Annotated in this window: 18 protein-coding genes; 8 read left to right on the forward strand and 10 right to left on the reverse strand. The window is 66.2% G+C overall.

Features of this window, described 5'->3' with window-relative positions; translation table 11 throughout:
- Positions 1 to 32 precede the first annotated feature (32 nt).
- From RBB34_RS12385 to RBB34_RS12395, 3 genes are read right to left on the reverse strand one after another with little or no spacing between them, the layout of a single operon-like run.
- Positions 33 to 917 (reverse strand): MBL fold metallo-hydrolase, encoded by an 885-nt coding sequence (locus tag RBB34_RS12385; protein ID WP_306119536.1) that lies wholly within the window; start codon positions 915 to 917, stop codon positions 33 to 35.
- 30 nt (positions 918 to 947) lie between these two features.
- Complete coding sequence (locus tag RBB34_RS12390; RefSeq protein ID WP_306119537.1) at positions 948 to 1,385, reverse strand: DUF6691 family protein; 438 nt, start codon at positions 1,383 to 1,385, stop codon at positions 948 to 950.
- Between the two features lie 2 nt (positions 1,386 to 1,387).
- Positions 1,388 to 1,819, reverse strand: a complete 432-nt coding sequence (locus tag RBB34_RS12395; protein ID WP_306119538.1) for a YeeE/YedE family protein — start codon at positions 1,817 to 1,819, stop codon at positions 1,388 to 1,390.
- Positions 1,820 to 1,944: 125 nt separating this feature from the next.
- Between RBB34_RS12395 and RBB34_RS12400 the strand changes: the two genes are divergently transcribed.
- Positions 1,945 to 2,289 carry a metalloregulator ArsR/SmtB family transcription factor gene (locus tag RBB34_RS12400; protein ID WP_306119539.1) on the forward strand — a complete coding sequence of 115 codons (345 nt, stop codon included), beginning with the start codon at positions 1,945 to 1,947 and terminating at the stop codon, positions 2,287 to 2,289.
- A gap of 34 nt (positions 2,290 to 2,323) precedes the next feature.
- Here the strand turns inward: RBB34_RS12400 and RBB34_RS12405 are convergent, their stop codons facing one another.
- Complete coding sequence (locus RBB34_RS12405) at positions 2,324 to 3,487, reverse strand: M20 aminoacylase family protein (protein ID WP_306119540.1); 1,164 nt, start codon at positions 3,485 to 3,487, stop codon at positions 2,324 to 2,326.
- A gap of 165 nt (positions 3,488 to 3,652) precedes the next feature.
- On the opposite strand from RBB34_RS12405, the gene RBB34_RS12410 reads away from it, so the two are divergent.
- Positions 3,653 to 4,834, forward strand: coding sequence for a D-alanyl-D-alanine carboxypeptidase family protein (locus RBB34_RS12410; protein WP_306119541.1), 1,182 nt, complete (start codon positions 3,653 to 3,655; stop codon positions 4,832 to 4,834).
- A 7-nt stretch (positions 4,835 to 4,841) separates the two neighbouring features.
- On the opposite strand, the gene RBB34_RS12415 is transcribed toward RBB34_RS12410, so the two are convergent.
- The 5 genes from RBB34_RS12415 to RBB34_RS19855 form a co-directional block, all read right to left on the reverse strand.
- A complete protein-coding gene (locus RBB34_RS12415) occupies positions 4,842 to 5,087 on the reverse strand; it encodes a sulfurtransferase TusA family protein (protein WP_306119542.1) in 246 nt (81 codons plus the stop codon).
- Positions 5,084 to 6,109: a murein L,D-transpeptidase family protein gene (locus RBB34_RS12420; protein ID WP_346432536.1), complete on the reverse strand. Its 1,026-nt coding sequence runs from the start codon at positions 6,107 to 6,109 to the stop codon at positions 5,084 to 5,086. The genes RBB34_RS12415 and RBB34_RS12420 overlap by 4 nt, the downstream gene beginning before the upstream one ends.
- A 148-nt stretch (positions 6,110 to 6,257) precedes the next feature.
- Positions 6,258 to 7,214: an acetyl-CoA carboxylase carboxyltransferase subunit alpha gene (locus RBB34_RS12425; protein WP_306119543.1), complete on the reverse strand. Its 957-nt coding sequence runs from the start codon at positions 7,212 to 7,214 to the stop codon at positions 6,258 to 6,260.
- A 90-nt stretch (positions 7,215 to 7,304) separates the two neighbouring features.
- On the reverse strand, positions 7,305 to 8,222 hold the full coding sequence (locus RBB34_RS12430; RefSeq protein ID WP_306119544.1) for a site-specific tyrosine recombinase XerD: 918 nt from the start codon (positions 8,220 to 8,222) through the stop codon (positions 7,305 to 7,307).
- Between the two features lie 52 nt (positions 8,223 to 8,274).
- The gene (locus tag RBB34_RS19855; protein ID WP_346432537.1) at positions 8,275 to 8,520 is read right to left on the reverse strand and encodes a hypothetical protein; all 246 of its coding nucleotides are present in this window, start codon (positions 8,518 to 8,520) and stop codon (positions 8,275 to 8,277) included.
- Positions 8,521 to 8,651: 131 nt separating this feature from the next.
- Between RBB34_RS19855 and RBB34_RS12440 the strand changes: the two genes are divergently transcribed.
- From RBB34_RS12440 to RBB34_RS12450, 3 genes are read left to right on the forward strand one after another with little or no spacing between them, the layout of a single operon-like run.
- Positions 8,652 to 9,248, forward strand: a complete 597-nt coding sequence (locus RBB34_RS12440; RefSeq protein ID WP_306119545.1) for a shikimate kinase — start codon at positions 8,652 to 8,654, stop codon at positions 9,246 to 9,248.
- Complete coding sequence (aroB, locus tag RBB34_RS12445) at positions 9,245 to 10,366, forward strand: 3-dehydroquinate synthase (RefSeq protein ID WP_306119546.1); 1,122 nt, start codon at positions 9,245 to 9,247, stop codon at positions 10,364 to 10,366. The genes RBB34_RS12440 and aroB overlap by 4 nt, the downstream gene beginning before the upstream one ends.
- 6 nt (positions 10,367 to 10,372) lie before the next feature.
- Positions 10,373 to 11,629 carry an HlyC/CorC family transporter gene (locus RBB34_RS12450; RefSeq protein WP_306119547.1) on the forward strand — a complete coding sequence of 419 codons (1,257 nt, stop codon included), beginning with the start codon at positions 10,373 to 10,375 and terminating at the stop codon, positions 11,627 to 11,629.
- Positions 11,630 to 11,639: 10 nt separating this feature from the next.
- On the opposite strand, the gene RBB34_RS12455 is transcribed toward RBB34_RS12450, so the two are convergent.
- Positions 11,640 to 11,906 (reverse strand): BolA family protein, encoded by a 267-nt coding sequence (locus RBB34_RS12455; RefSeq protein ID WP_306119548.1) that lies wholly within the window; start codon positions 11,904 to 11,906, stop codon positions 11,640 to 11,642.
- A 164-nt stretch (positions 11,907 to 12,070) separates the two neighbouring features.
- Here RBB34_RS12455 and RBB34_RS12460 point away from each other — a divergent pair, with 164 nt between their 5' ends.
- The 3 genes from RBB34_RS12460 to RBB34_RS12470 all read left to right on the forward strand — a co-directional run bounded on the left by RBB34_RS12460 (position 12,071) and on the right by RBB34_RS12470 (position 14,241).
- Complete coding sequence (locus RBB34_RS12460; RefSeq protein WP_306119549.1) at positions 12,071 to 12,685, forward strand: J domain-containing protein; 615 nt, start codon at positions 12,071 to 12,073, stop codon at positions 12,683 to 12,685.
- A 57-nt stretch (positions 12,686 to 12,742) separates the two neighbouring features.
- Positions 12,743 to 13,729, forward strand: a complete 987-nt coding sequence (gene cobS / locus RBB34_RS12465) for a cobaltochelatase subunit CobS (RefSeq protein WP_306119550.1) — start codon at positions 12,743 to 12,745, stop codon at positions 13,727 to 13,729.
- Between the two features lie 245 nt (positions 13,730 to 13,974).
- Positions 13,975 to 14,241 (forward strand): type II toxin-antitoxin system HicB family antitoxin, encoded by a 267-nt coding sequence (locus RBB34_RS12470; protein WP_306119551.1) that lies wholly within the window; start codon positions 13,975 to 13,977, stop codon positions 14,239 to 14,241.
- The last annotated feature ends 5 nt before the right edge of the window (positions 14,242 to 14,246 follow it).

The raw sequence follows: 14,246 nt of genomic DNA on the forward strand, positions 1-14,246 counted from the left end.
GCCTTCTTCTTGTTGTTGGTTGTCGCGACCGATCAGAGCTTGTTGAGCGGCACTTTCAGGGTCGGATTGCCGTCCTGGTCGCACGGCACCTCGCCGGCGCGCATGTTCACCTGTAGCGACGGGATGATCAGCTTGGGCATATCCAGGGTCGCATCGCGCTCGGTACGCATCTTGACGAACTCCTCGCGGCTCTTGCCCTGGCCGACATGGATGTTGTGGGTCTTCTCGTCGCCCACCGTCGTTTCCCATTTGATGTCGCGACCGTTCGGCCCGTAGTCATGGCACATGAACAGGCGCGTCTCGTCCGGAAGCGCGAGCACCCGCTGGATCGAATCGAACAGCGTCGCCGCGTCCCCGCCGGGGAAGTCGGCGCGCGCCGAACCGCCGTCTGGCATGAACAGCGTGTCGCCGACGAAGGCGGCATCGCCGATCACATGGGTCTGGCAGGCCGGCGTGTGGCCGGGCGTTGCGATCACATGGGCGGTCATCGCGCCGACCGTGTAGCTGTCGCCGTCCTTGAACAGCCGGTCGAACTGGCTGCCGTCGCGCTGGAACTCGGTGCCTTCGTTGAACACCTTGCCGAACGTGTCCTGCACGACGGTGATCTTCTCGCCGATGCCGGTCTTGCCGCCGAGCTTTTCCTGAAGATAGGGGGCCGCCGACAGGTGGTCGGCATGGACATGGGTCTCGACGATCCACTCGACCTTCAGATCATGCTTGTTGATGTAGTCGATGATCCGGTCGGCGCTTTCATAGGACAGCCGGCCGGCCGCATAGTCGATGTCGAGGACCGAATCGACGATTGCGCAGGCATTCGAGCCCGGATCCTTGACGACGTATGAGATCGTGTTGGTCTGCGGGTCGAAGAAGGCCTCGACCTCCGGCTTGACGTTCAGGTCTGCGATGTGAGCGTTCATGACAAGTCTCCTTTTGCGGTCCGGCGTAACTCAGGCCGAGACCGTCTTCTTGAACGGATTGGCACGGGCGAAGCGGGCGAGCACGATGCCCGCGGCCATGGAAACAACGAAGATCGGTACGGCCGGTTCGCCGATGCCGAGCGCGGGGATCGCCCCGCCCGGGCAGAACCCGGAAATGCCCCAGCCTACGCCGAACAGCGCCGAACCGCCGATCAGCCTGGCATCGAGATCGGTGCGCGTGGGCAGCGAGTAGCTCTTTTCGAACAGCGGCCGGGCGCGTGCGCCAAAGACGATGCGATAGCCGATCGCGGTGGTCACCAGCGCCCCTCCCATCACGAAGATCAGGCTCGGATCCCAGTTGCCGGCGATGTCGAAGAAGTTGAGCACCTTGGCCGGGTTGGCCATGCCCGAAAGGGCGATGCCGATGCCGAAGATGGCGCCGATGACGAGTGCGGAAACGATGCGCATGGCTACACCCCCACCGACAGGACGTGACGCATGATATAGACGGTGATGCCGGTGGTCACCATGAAGGTGACGGTGGCGACGATCGAGCGCTTGGAGATGCGCGCCATGCCGCACACGCCGTGGCCGCTGGTGCAGCCCGAGCCGATCGAGGCGCCGGCGCCGACGATCAGCCCGCCGACGACCATCGCCCAGACCGGCACCGGCACGGCGAAATCGATGGCACCGCCGGCCAGCAGGAACGCCGCCGGCGCGATGATCGCACCGGCCAGAAACGCCGCGCGCCACTGCCAATCATCGCCGACCGGCGGCAGCACGCCGCCGAAAATGCCGGTCATGCCGGCGATGCGGCCATGAAAGGCCATCAGCAGCACGGCCGCAAGACCGATCAGCGCGCCGCCGAAAAGCGACATCCATGGGGTGAATTCGGTGATCATGAGCCCTTTCCTTGATCCCTGACAATGTTCGGGAGCCCCTGAGCCCCCATTTTCGGCGCAAGCCTTGCGCCTCCGGAAGCCGGAAGTTATATTCCTGAAATCGAATATTCAAGAGGGCTCATATAATGAATATCGCGGACCTCGAACCGCGCATTGCCGAGGCCGCCCGGCTGATGGAAATGCTGTCCCAGCCGGTGCGGTTGCGGATCCTGTGCGCGCTGTCGGAACGCAAATGGAGCGTGGTCAAGCTGGCCGAGGCGGTGAACCTGTCGCAGCCGGCCATGTCGCACCATCTGCGCAAGTTGCGGGAGGCCGGTCTGGTCAAGACCGAGCGCGACGCGCAGACGATCTACTATTCGCTCGACGGCAGGGAAGTCGCCGCCGTGCTCGCCGTGCTGCAGGACCTTTACTGCCCGGGCGACATGAAGCGCGTCGCCCAGGCCGCCGATGCGGCCTCCGAACGGGACTGATCGCGCCCGCGCCGCCGCGTGCGGCCCGGCCGGCTCACCGCGCCGGGTTCATCTCGGCCAGCCGAGCCCAGTAGCTGATGCCCAGCGCAATGATCTCGTCGTTGAAGTCGTAGGCCGGGTGGTGTAGCCCGGCGCTGTCGCCATTGCCGATCAGGATCATCGCGCCCGGCCGCGCATTGAGCATGTAGGCGAAGTCCTCCCCGCCCATGATCGGCGGCAGCTTCGTGCCCACCGCCGCCTCGCCGCTGATCGCCCGCGCCGCCTCGATGCTGACATCGGTTTCGTCGGGATGGTTGACCATGACCGGATAGCCCGGCCGCCAGGTGAGCCGGGCCGTCGCGCCCATCGCCTGGCAGACATGGTCGGCGATGGCGCGCATGCGCTGCTCGGCCATGGACCGCGCCTCGGGTGCGAGCGTGCGCACCGTGCCGCTGATCTCGGCGCTCGCCGGGATCACGTTGTGCGCATTGCCGGCGTGGAACTGGGTCACCGAGACGACCACCGGCGCGCCCGGATCCGTGTTGCGCGAGGCGATGGTCTGAAACGCGCTCACCAGCTGCGCCCCCGCGACGATCGGGTCGACGCAGTTGTGCGGCATCGCCGCATGGCCGCCCTTGCCCTCGATCGTGATCCGGAACTCGTCGGTCGCGGCGAATGCCGGGCCGGCATGGGTGGCGAAACTGCCGACCGGCATGCCGGGCATGTTGTGCATGCCATAGACCCGGTCGATCCCGAAGCGCTCCATCATGCCGTCCTTGACCATGGCGTCGCCGCCGCCGCCACCCTCCTCGGCCGGCTGGAAGATGACCGCCACGGTGCCGGCGAAATTGCGTGTTTCGGCGAGATACTTCGCCGCGCCCAGCAGCATGGCCGTGTGCCCGTCATGGCCGCAGGCATGCATCTTGCCTGAAACGGTCGACTTGTAGGGCACGTCGGTCGCCTCGGTGATCGGCAGCGCGTCCATGTCGGCACGCAGGCCGATCGTCTCGCCCGCCCCCCTGCTGCCCTTGATCACGCCGACCACGCCGGTGCGGCCGATGCCGGTGACCACCTCGTCGCATCCGAACTGACCGAGGTGCTCGGCCACGAAGGCGGCGGTCTCGTTCACGTCGTACAGCAGTTCGGGATGGGCATGCAGATGCCGGCGCCACCCCGTGACCTCTTCCTGCAACTCCGCCGCACGATTGAGCACCGCCATGAAACGTCCCCTTTTTCATCAGATCTCTGCGACGCCGAGGATTGATGCCCGCGCCGATGCGCGCCACAATGCAATACGCACAATGAGTTGTCACGTGCCGCCCGCGCCGTGCGGCGCGTTGTCGGTGCGCAACCCGATGCGGCAAGAAACGGGCGGGGGAAACGCATGCTGCCGAAACGATGGGCCAATGCCGTATGTGCGCTTGCGCTTGCCGTCATGGCGATGCCGGCGAGCGTGGCGGCCGGACCGGCCATAGTGATCGAGGCCGATTCGGGCCGCGTGCTGCACCATGAGCAGGCATTCGAGCTGTGGAGCCCGGCCTCGCTGACCAAGCTGATGACGGCCTATGTCACCTTCCGCGCCATCGAGGCGGGCGAACTGGACATGCGCGCACCGGTGGTCATGAGCGCCAACGCGGCCGCCAACCCGCCCAGCAAGATGGGCTATCGCGTCGGCGCATCGATGACCGTCGACAACGCGCTCAAGATGGTCATCATCAGGTCGGCCAACGATGTCGCAGTCGCACTCGGCGAGGCGGTGGCCGGCAGCGAAGCCGCCTTCGTCGCGCGCATGAACGCCCAGGCCGAACGGCTCGGCATGACCGACACCAATTTCGTCAACCCGCATGGCCTGCACGACCCCGACCAGTATTCGACGGCGCGCGACTTCGCCATTCTGGCGCGCGCCATCCGCACCCAATACCCCGAACATGCGCGCTATTTCGCCGCCGAGGCGATCCGCACCGGCGACCGCGTGACGGCCTCCTACAATCTGCTGCTGGGTCGCTTCGAAGGCGCCGACGGCATGAAGACCGGCTTTGTCTGCGCGTCGGGCTTCAATCTTGCCGCCTCGGCGACGCGCGACGGCCGGACGCTGATCTCGGTCGTCATGGGCACCGCGAGCCAGAAGGAGCGTGCCGAGGTCAGCGCGCGCCTGCTCGAACAGGGCTTTGCCGCGCCCGCCCCGGCCGACGCGCCGACGCTGGCCAGCCTGTCCGGGCCGCCCGATGCGGACGGCAGGCCCGCCGATCTGCGCGACACGGTGTGCACGGCCGAGGCGCGCGCCGCCCGCTGGGACGGCCGGACCATCGAGGGTTACATCGCCTTCGACACGCCCCTCATCAAGGAACTGACGCGTGAGCCGGTGGCCGTCGCGGCCGGGCTCGGCGGCGCCACCGGCCAGAGCCGGGCCGGCTTCGTCCTGGCCGGCACCGTGGTCACCGAACTGCCGCTGCCGAAATTGCGCCCCGAACGCGAAGCCGTCGCCGACCAGGCCGATCTCGACCGCTACCGGCTGCGGCCGGGCTTTGAGGTGCCCGTGCCCCGGCCCCGCCCGGAAAGCGGCTGACGCAGGTCTACGCGCCGCGCGCGATCAGGAAGCGGTGCCCGTCTTCGGTCGCCTCCGTGGCAAGCAGCGCGTGGCCCTTCTCCCGGCAGAAATTGGGAATGTCGATCACGGCGAGCGGATCGGTGGTGCGCACCCACAACCGCTCGCCGGAGGCCATCGATTTCAGGCGCTTTTGCGTCTTCAGCACGGGCAGCGGGCAGTTGAGCCCGCGCAGATCGTACTCCGCGACATCGGACAAAAGGGCCGCGCTCACTGGCCGAGCAACGGCGGTCGCGCCACCGGAACCGGCGCAAGGGACAGCGCATCGGCGCTGGCATCGCCGGAAATGGATGACACCGCCTCGACCGATGTCATGGGCGGCATGGCAGGCGTGGCAAATGGCGCCGCCATGGCGGCGAGTTCGGCGAACGGGCGCGGCGAGCGCCCCTCCTTCCGCGCCACGATCGCTTCGAACGCGACGGCCTCGTCGCGGCGCAGCGCGTTATAGGCCAGTTCCAGCGAACGCGGCATCGAGGTCGGCGGGCACTGGGCGACCGGGTCGAAGGCGCCCTCGCCCTCGATCTTGCGATTGAAGACATAGCGCCGTTCGCACACATCGACCTTGGGCGGCACCTTGGTCAGTTCGAACTGGTCATAGCCCGACTTGAGCATTGTCCAGTACTCGAAATGCGGGCTGTGGCGATGCTTGGCCATGTTTTCGGCCGTCATGCGGAACGGAAACGCCTGCACCTGGAACGCATCCTGCTGGCCGCCGCGCAGCGCATCGCGCGCAAAGGCATAGATCTCGGTGACGTAATCGTCGGTCATGGCGTAGCAGCCGCGCGAGGAGCAGTCGCCGTGCACCATCAGGTTCGAACCGGTGCGCCCATGCGCCCGGTCATAGGCGTTCGGAAAGCCCAGATTGAACGACAGGTGGTAGTCCGAATTGGGATTGAGAAGCCCGCGATGGACGAAATAGAACCCCTCCGGCGACTGCCGGTCGCCCTCGGCGAATTTCGGGCCCTTCTCGCCCGAGAACTCGCAAATGTCATAGCTCTTGACGAGCGCGTAGCGGCCATTGGGCTTTTGCTTGAAGACCTCAAGGACCGCCTCTTCCTTGAAGATGCGCATCATGATGGGCGAGGCCTTGGTCATGCCCATCGAATCCATGGTCGCGACCACATCGCGCGGCAGCGGCTCCTCGGCGGCGAGGTCGAAGATGTCGCTGGCCTGGCAGCCGGCGAGGGCGATGGCCGCCGAAAGGGCGAGAGCCGAGAGCGCGGAGCGCATGCGCATGCGGAAAATCCCAATGCTCGTCACAGGAGCATGTCTTATAGTTGATGAATTGCTAACTCAAGGTTTCCAAGCGGGCATCGCGCGCGCCGGACGCGCGCGCTCTTCGCAGGCGCGGCCCGACGCAAGATGCAGCGAACACCGGTTCGGCCTACAGATCGCGACCGATGGCCAGGAACTTGTCCCGCCTTGCCTTTTTCAGCCCGTCCGCGTCCTGGTCGGCAAGCGCCTTCATCGCTTTTGAGACATAGGTATCGGTTTCGGCCATCACCGCGGGATAGTCGCGATGGGCGCCGCCGAGCGGTTCGGGCACGATCCCGTCGATCACTTTCATGTCGAGCAGGTCTTGCGCCGTGATCTTCATCGCTGTCGCCACATCCTTGGCCCGCGCCGCATCGCGCCACAGGATCGAGGCGCCCGCCTCCGGCGAGATCACCGAATAGATGGCGTGTTCGAGCATGTAGACCTTGTTGGCGGTGGCGATGGCGATGGCGCCGCCCGAACCGCCCTCGCCGATGATCACCGAGATGATCGGCACGCGCAGTTCGAGGCATGTCTCGGTCGACCGGGCGATCGCCTCGGCCTGGCCGCGCTCTTCGGCGCCGATGCCCGGATAGGCGCCGGCCGTGTCCACCAGCGTGATCACCGGCAGGCCGAACCGGTCGGCCAGTTCCATGATCCGCACTGCCTTTCGGTAGCCCTCCGGCCGGGCCATGCCGAAATTGTGCGCAAGGCGCGACTTGGTGTCCGAGCCCTTCTCCTGGCCGATGACGGCGACCGGCGCGCCGTGATAGCGCGCAAAACCGGCCATGATGGCGCGGTCCTCGGCATATTTGCGATCGCCGGCCAGCGGCGTGAACTCGGTGAACAGCGCATCGACATAATCGGTGCAGTGCGGCCTGTCGGGATGGCGCGCCACCAGCGCCTTCTGCCAGGGCGTCAGCTTGCGATAGGCTTCCACGAGCGCTTCGTGCGAGCGCTTTTCCAGCCGTGCGATCTCGTCGGCGACATCGACGGCCCCCTCGCCGCTTTCGGCCAGCTTCTTGAGCTCCAGGATCTGCCCTTCCAGATCCGCGATCGGCTTTTCGAACTCGAGATAGCTGTACATGGGTCGGCGGGGTCTCTGGCGCAGGCGCAAAAGGGGCGGGTTCGCCCCGCAGGTGGCGGCAATCGGCGCCCGTGTCAAGTCGCGCGGGGGTCAGCGCGCGGCGAGCGGATGATGCCGCGTGACAAGATCGTGCAGGCGCCGGTCGAGCACATGGGTGTAGATCTGCGTGGTCGAGATGTCGGCATGGCCGAGCAATTGCTGGACCACGCGCAGGTCGGCGCCGTGGTGCAGAAGATGCGTGGCGAAGGCGTGCCGCAACACGTGCGGCGACAGGCGCTCGGCGGCGATGCCGCAGCGCGCGCCCAGCGCCTTGAGATCGCGCGCCAGCACCTGCCGGGCGACGGGTCCCGAGAACGCATCGTCCGGGAACAGGAAGGGACAATCGCGGGCGCGTTCATCGGCGCAAAGCAGCGTGCGATAATGCTTGCAGGCGACCCGGGCCCGGTCCGACCACGGCACGATACGCTCCCTGCCGCCCTTGCCCCTGACGGTGAAATAGGGCTCCGGCCGCGCGATGATCGCCGCCCGAAGGGCGACGATTTCCGAGATGCGCAATCCCGTCGCATAGAGCAGTTCGACCAGCGCATGCAGCCGCGCTCGGCGACGGTCGTTGCGCGCCTTGCCGGTCGTCTGGCCGGCTTCGGCGCGGGCCACTGCCAGCAGCCTGTCGACATCGGCCTCGCCCAGATGCCTGGGCAGCGGACGCGCCTTGCGCGGCGAATCGATGACGCCGGTCGGATCGTCCCCGCGCAGCCCCTCGGCGTAAAGGAAGCGGAAATACTGACGCAGCGCCGAGAGCCGTCTGGCCTGCGAGGAGGCGGCAACCCCCTGCCCGGCCAGATCGCGCAGATAGGCGGCCACATCCTCGCTTTCGGCCCGCTCCAGCCCGCCCGATCCGCGCCGGCGCACGAATGCGGCGGCGTCCTCGAGATCGCGCCGATAGGCGGCGAGGGTGTTGACCGCCGCGCCGCGCTCGGCGCTCATCATTTCAAGGAAGGCCTCGATCATGCATCCGAGCGTAAGGCGGGAATGTTACCGGTGTGTAAGTCCGGTCGTCAGTTCACGGATCGTCCGTCGCCCCGGTCACCGCATCGTCGGGGGCATCGTCGGCGCCCTCGCCGGGCCCGTCCTGCAGCGGCAGCGTCCGTGGCATCGGCGCCGGCACCGGGTCGATGATGCTTGCGGGCAGCCGTGTCGTCATCTCGCGCGTATTGGGCTCGACATATCGGACCAGCGCGAACATCCCCGCATAGACGAGTCCCGCCAGGATCGCCAGCACCACCACCAATCTGATAAGACTGGACATCGAGGGTCCCTGCACATGCGCCCCGCGCCATATGACGCGAACCGGCTTCCGAGATCAAGCGTGGCGGCCGTCGACGCTGCTGCGCACGCAGCTTGACTTGCCGCCGCCATTGATGTGCTAAGCACGTCATCATGACAACGCAATGCCCCCAAAGTGCGATCGACCGGCTCCGCGTGCAGCTCGCCGGCCGTCCGATCGTGCTGGTCGGCCTGATGGGCGCGGGCAAGTCGGCGATCGGCCGCAAGCTCGCCGCCCGGCTCGGCCTTGCCTTCGTCGACGCCGACCGCGAGATCGAAAAGGCCGCCAGCATGCCGATCCCCGAAATCTTCGCCAATTACGGCGAGCCCGAATTCCGCCGCCTCGAAGCCAGCGTGACGGCGCGATTGCTGGCAGCCGAAAAGACCGTTCTGGCGACCGGCGGAGGCGCCTTCATGAACCCCGAAACGCGGCGCAACATCGCCGATGCCGCCGTCTCGGTCTGGCTTTGCGCCGATCTCGACCTGTTGATGTCGCGCGTTTCGCGCAAGCCCACGCGCCCGCTCCTGCAGGACGACGACCCGCGCGGCGTCATGGAAAGGCTCATGCGCGAGCGCTATCCGGTCTATGCGCAGGCCGATGTGACGGTCCAGTCACGCGATATCGGCAAGGAGCAGATGGCCGAAACGGTGATCGCAGCGCTGTGTTCGCATCTTCAAGAACGGCAAAGCGCGGACGTGACGCAACGATGACCGACGCCCCCACCCGGACGGTCCATGTGGCGCTCGGCGAGCGCAGCTACGACATCGTCATCGGCGATGGCGTGCTGGCCGAGGCCGCAGAGCGCATCGCCGCGCTGGCGCCCGGCGCGCGCTGCGCCATCGTGACGGACCAGAACGTCGCCGCACTACACCTTCCCGCGCTCGAGGCGTCGCTGTCGGCGGCGGGCGTCGCGCCGACCGCCCTGATCCTGCCGGCCGGCGAGGCGACCAAGAGCTTCCACCATCTGCAGCGCACGGTCGAAGCGCTGCTCGACGCAAGGCTCGAGCGCGGCGATCTGGTCGTCGCGCTGGGCGGGGGCGTGATCGGCGACCTGGCCGGGTTCGCCGCCGCCGTCACGCGGCGCGGCATGGATCTCGTGCAGGCGCCGACATCGCTGCTCGCCCAGGTCGATTCCTCGGTCGGCGGCAAGACCGGCATCAACGCACCGCAGGGCAAGAACCTTGTCGGCGCCTTCTATCAGCCGCGACTGGTCCTGGCCGACACGGCGGTGCTGGACACGCTGCCCGAACGCGAATTCCGCGCCGGCTATGCCGAGGTCGTCAAATACGGGCTGATCGACGACGCCGACTTCTTCGCCTGGCTGGAGGCCAATCGCCAGGCGGTCTTTGCCGGCGGTGCGGCACGCGCCGAGGCGATCGCCCATTCCTGCCGCGCCAAGGCGGCGATCGTGGCGCGCGACGAGCGCGAGGCGGGCGAGCGCGCCCTGCTCAATCTCGGCCACACCTTCGGCCACGCGCTCGAGGCCATGACCGGGTACCGGTCCGACGTGCTCGTGCACGGCGAGGGCGTGGCGATCGGCATGGTGCTCGCCCATGCCCTGTCGGCGCGCATGAACCTTGCCAGCCCCGACGACACGACCCGCGTGGCGCGGCATCTTGAAAGCGTCGGGCTTCCGACCGATCTGGGCTTCATCGGCGCCCATCTTCCCGACGCCGACACGCTCATGGACTTCATCGCCCAGGACAAGAAGGTCGCGCGCGGGGCGCTGACATTCATCCTCACGCGCGGCATAGGCCGGGCCTTCATCGCGCGCGATGTGCCGCCGGCCCTCGTGCGGGCCTTTCTTCAAGACATGCTGGAAAGCTGATCGATCATGGAAATCTGGATCACCGCAATCGCCGTCCTGCTGTTGATCTGCATGTCCGGCTTCTTCTCGGGCTCCGAAACGGCCCTGACCGCCGTCTCGCGCGGCCGCATGAAACAGCTCGCCAACCAGGGCAACGAACGCGCCGACGCGGTCAGCCGGATCACCGAGAACAAGGAACGGCTGATCGGCGCGCTGCTGATCGGCAACAACCTGGTCAACGTGCTCTCGTCGGCGCTGGCGACGAGCCTGTTCCTGTCGCTGTTCGGCGAGACGGGCGTCGTCTACGCCACGCTGGTGATGACGGTCATGCTCGTCGTCTTCGCCGAGGTGCTGCCGAAATATCTGGGCATCTCCAAGACCGACCGGTTCGCGATGACCGTCGTGCCGCTGATCAAGCGCTTTGTCGCCATCGTCGCCCCGCTCGCCCATGCGGTCGACGTGATCGTCCGGCGCATTCTCGGACTTGTCGGCATCCGCATCGGCGCCGGTCAGTCACTCCTGTCGGCGCATGAGGAATTGCGCGGGGCGGTCGAGGTGCTGCACGAGGAGGGCTCCTTCGTCAAGGAGGAGCGCGACCGGCTCGCGGGCGCGCTCGATCTGAGCGAGCTCGATGTCGGCGACATCATGGTGCACCGCACCGCTATGCGCATGGTCAATGCCGACGATCCCCCCGAGACCGTCGTGCGCGAGATCCTCGAAAGCCCCTATACGCGCATGCCGGTCTGGCGCGGCGAAAACGACAACATTGTCGGCATCGTGCATGCCAAGGACATGCTGCGGGCGCTCCATGCGGTCGACAACGACCCGACACAGATCGACATCATGAAGGTCGCCAACAAGCCCTGGTTCGTGCCCGACACGACCATGCTGCAGGACCAGCTCAACGCCTTCCTGCGCCGCAAGGCCCATGTCGCCCTGGTGGTTGACGAATATGGCGAACTCGAGGGGCTGGTCACGCTCGAGGACATCATCGAGGAAATCATCGGCGACATTTCCGACGAGCACGATGTCGAGGTCGCCGGCGTGACGACCGAGGCCGACGGTTCTGTGGTGGTCGACGGTTCGGTGCCGATCCGCGACCTGAACCGCGCGCTCGACTGGGACCTGCCCGACGACGACGCCAACACGATCGCCGGCCTGGTCATCCACGAGGCCAAGACGATCCCGCTCGAAAAGCAGACCTTCACATTCTACGACAAGCGCTTCGTCGTGCTCAAGCGCGAGCGCAACCGGATCAGGAAGCTGCGGATCAGGCCCTGCTGAGCCTGCCCGCCTACCAGCGGACCGCTTCGCCGGGCGCGGCCGGCTCGACCGCCAGCGCGTGAACGCCCTCGGCCAGTTCGGCGGCCAGCGCCTCGTTGACGGCGCGATGGCGTTCGATGCGCGACAGGCCGTCGAATCGCGCCGATACGATGCGCACCCTGAAATGGGTCTCGCCGGTGCCGTCCATCGCGCCGCCCTGATGGCCGGCATGCAGATGGCTTTCGTTGATCACCTCGAGCCGCTCGGGCGCAAAGGCATGGGCGAGTTTGTCCCGCATGCGGCTTTCAATCGCTCCGCTCAACACCTATCTCCTGCTTGCCACGCAGCGTCGTGACCGTTACACAGGCGCGTCGAATTTGCGCCCCTGTCGTCTGGCGTATCGCGCGCATCCTCAATGTCAATCCTTGTTTGTCCGGGGCGTTGCCCCATAATCGCGGTCGCATGAAACCCAGTTCGAAATATTTCGATTCCATCCGCATCAATCCCGGCGGCAAGAAGAAGCGGGCGGCCGAGGAAGCCGTCAGCCGCTGCCAGTGGGAGGGTTGCGAACAGCCCGGCCGCCACAAGGCGCCCGCCGGCCGCAACCGCGATGGCGAGTATCTGTGGTTCTGCCTCGACCACGTGCGCGACTACAACAAGAATTACAACTACTTCTCGGGCCTGACCGACGACGAGATCGCCCGCTTCCAGAAGGATGCCATGCTCGGCAACCGGCCGACCTGGAAGATGGGCACGGCGAACGCCAAGACGACCGCCGCCCCGACCTTCGCGGAGATGAAGTCGGGTTCGGCCAAGGCCATGCGCATGCGCGATCCGGCCGCCTGGGCCCGCGCCCAGAACGCCGAACCGGTGCGCCGGCTCAAGCCGCTGGAATCCAAGGCCATGCGCACGCTCGGGCTGAAGGACACCGCCGGCGCCGAGGCGATCAAGACGCGCTACAAGGAACTGGTCAAGAAGCACCATCCCGATGCCAATGGCGGCGACCGCACGTCCGAGGAGCGGTTCCGCGATGTGATCCAGGCCTATCAATTGTTAAAGACCGCCGGGCTGTGCTAGCCCGCATCGAAATCGAGTGAATACGCGCGGCCGCAGGCGCTGCGCGAGGATAGCATGATGAACAAGATCGATCTCGACATTGCCGACACGCCCGACACCACCGTCGACGTGCGCGACACCTTCGGCATCGATGTCGACCGGCAGGTTCCGGCGTTTTCGGCCGGCAACAGCCATGTGCCCGAAGTCGACCCCGATTACATCTTCGACCGGGCGACGACGCTGGCGATCCTGGCCGGCTTCGCCCACAATCGCCGCGTCATGGTGTCGGGCTATCACGGCACCGGCAAATCGACCCATATCGAGCAGGTCGCCGCGAGGCTGAACTGGCCGTGCGTGCGCGTCAATCTGGACAGCCATATCAGCCGCATCGATCTGGTCGGCAAGGACGCCATCGTCGTCCGGGAGGGCAAGCAGGTCACCGAGTTCCGCGACGGCATCCTGCCCTGGGCCTATCAGAATAATGTCGCGCTGGTCTTCGACGAATACGATGCCGGCCGGCCCGACGTCATGTTCGTCATCCAGCGTGTGCTGGAGTCCTCGGGCCGGCTGACGCTGCTCGACCAGAGCCGCGTCATCCGCCCGCACCCGGCGTTCCGCCTGTTCGCGACGGCCAACACGGTCGGCCTCGGCGACACGACCGGGCTCTATCACGGCACCCAGCAGATCAACCAGGCACAGATGGACCGCTGGTCGATCGTCACCACGCTCAACTATCTGCCGCACGACAACGAGGTCGAGATCGTTCTGGCCAAGGCCAAGCATTACCAGACCAAGGAAGGCCGGCAGACCGTGAACGCCATGGTGCGGCTCGCCGACCTGACGCGCCAGGCCTTCATCAATGGCGATCTTTCGACGGTGATGAGCCCGCGCACGGTGATTACCTGGGCCGAGAATGCCGAGATCTTCGGCGATGTCGCGATGGCCTTCCGGCTGACGTTCCTGAACAAGTGCGACGACCTCGAACGCACGCTGGTCGCCGAATTCTACCAGCGCTGCTTCGGCGAGGAACTCAGGGAAAGCGCGGCGAACGTCGCCCTGAGCTAGGAACACGCGCCGGTGGGCAAGACCATCGAGCGCATGCGCGCCAATCCAAAGGCGGACTGGCAGATACGGGATGTCGAAAGAGCCTGCCGGGAAGCGGGGGCCGTTTGTCGAAAACCGGGGTCGGGTTCGCACTACAAGGTTCACGGCCCATTGGGTGGACGACATGTGACAATACCGGCGCGACGGCCTATAAAGCCTTACTACATAATGCGCCTCGTTGATTTTCTGGATGAGCTGGATCCGAGATGATTGATAGAAGCAAATTCAAGACCACCGATGGCCATTTGTTTGACCCCGATGCTTACGAAATCGTGCTCCGCCCACTGACGGAAGACGAAGGCGGCGGCTGGCTAGCGACAATTCCGGCCTTGCCGGGCTGCATGGGTGATGGCGAGTCGGAAATTGAAGCAATCAAGGACGTCAGGCTCGCGGCACTGGAATGGGCGGATTCGGCTTTCGAAGTCGGGGATCCGATACCATCTCCGCCTGGGTTGGCCCCGGCCGCCGAATAAGCCAC

Source organism: Roseitalea sp. MMSF_3546, from assembly GCF_030732865.1.
Taxonomy (GTDB): domain Bacteria; phylum Pseudomonadota; class Alphaproteobacteria; order Rhizobiales; family Rhizobiaceae; genus Roseitalea.

Bases quoted from the DNA above. Each gene is read 5' to 3' on its own strand.
- RBB34_RS12405 (WP_306119540.1), bottom strand. From the start codon at position 3,487: ATGGCGGTGCTCAATCGTGCGGCGGAGTTGCAGGAAGAGGTCACGGGG.
- RBB34_RS12430 (WP_306119544.1), bottom strand. From the start codon at position 8,222: ATGATCGAGGCCTTCCTTGAAATGATGAGCGCCGAGCGCGGCGCGGCG.
- RBB34_RS12425 (WP_306119543.1), bottom strand. From the start codon at position 7,214: ATGTACAGCTATCTCGAGTTCGAAAAGCCGATCGCGGATCTGGAAGGG.
- cobS (WP_306119550.1), top strand. From the start codon at position 12,743: ATGAACAAGATCGATCTCGACATTGCCGACACGCCCGACACCACCGTC.
- RBB34_RS12390 (WP_306119537.1), bottom strand. From the start codon at position 1,385: ATGCGCATCGTTTCCGCACTCGTCATCGGCGCCATCTTCGGCATCGGC.
- RBB34_RS12410 (WP_306119541.1), top strand. From the start codon at position 3,653: ATGCTGCCGAAACGATGGGCCAATGCCGTATGTGCGCTTGCGCTTGCC.
- RBB34_RS12395 (WP_306119538.1), bottom strand. From the start codon at position 1,819: ATGATCACCGAATTCACCCCATGGATGTCGCTTTTCGGCGGCGCGCTG.
- RBB34_RS12385 (WP_306119536.1), bottom strand. From the start codon at position 917: ATGAACGCTCACATCGCAGACCTGAACGTCAAGCCGGAGGTCGAGGCC.
- RBB34_RS12470 (WP_306119551.1), top strand. From the start codon at position 13,975: ATGATTGATAGAAGCAAATTCAAGACCACCGATGGCCATTTGTTTGAC.
- RBB34_RS19855 (WP_346432537.1), bottom strand. From the start codon at position 8,520: ATGTCCAGTCTTATCAGATTGGTGGTGGTGCTGGCGATCCTGGCGGGA.
- RBB34_RS12400 (WP_306119539.1), top strand. From the start codon at position 1,945: ATGAATATCGCGGACCTCGAACCGCGCATTGCCGAGGCCGCCCGGCTG.
- aroB (WP_306119546.1), top strand. From the start codon at position 9,245: ATGACCGACGCCCCCACCCGGACGGTCCATGTGGCGCTCGGCGAGCGC.
- RBB34_RS12440 (WP_306119545.1), top strand. From the start codon at position 8,652: ATGACAACGCAATGCCCCCAAAGTGCGATCGACCGGCTCCGCGTGCAG.
- RBB34_RS12460 (WP_306119549.1), top strand. From the start codon at position 12,071: ATGAAACCCAGTTCGAAATATTTCGATTCCATCCGCATCAATCCCGGC.
- RBB34_RS12455 (WP_306119548.1), bottom strand. From the start codon at position 11,906: ATGCGGGACAAACTCGCCCATGCCTTTGCGCCCGAGCGGCTCGAGGTG.
- RBB34_RS12450 (WP_306119547.1), top strand. From the start codon at position 10,373: ATGGAAATCTGGATCACCGCAATCGCCGTCCTGCTGTTGATCTGCATG.
- RBB34_RS12420 (WP_346432536.1), bottom strand. From the start codon at position 6,109: ATGCGCATGCGCTCCGCGCTCTCGGCTCTCGCCCTTTCGGCGGCCATC.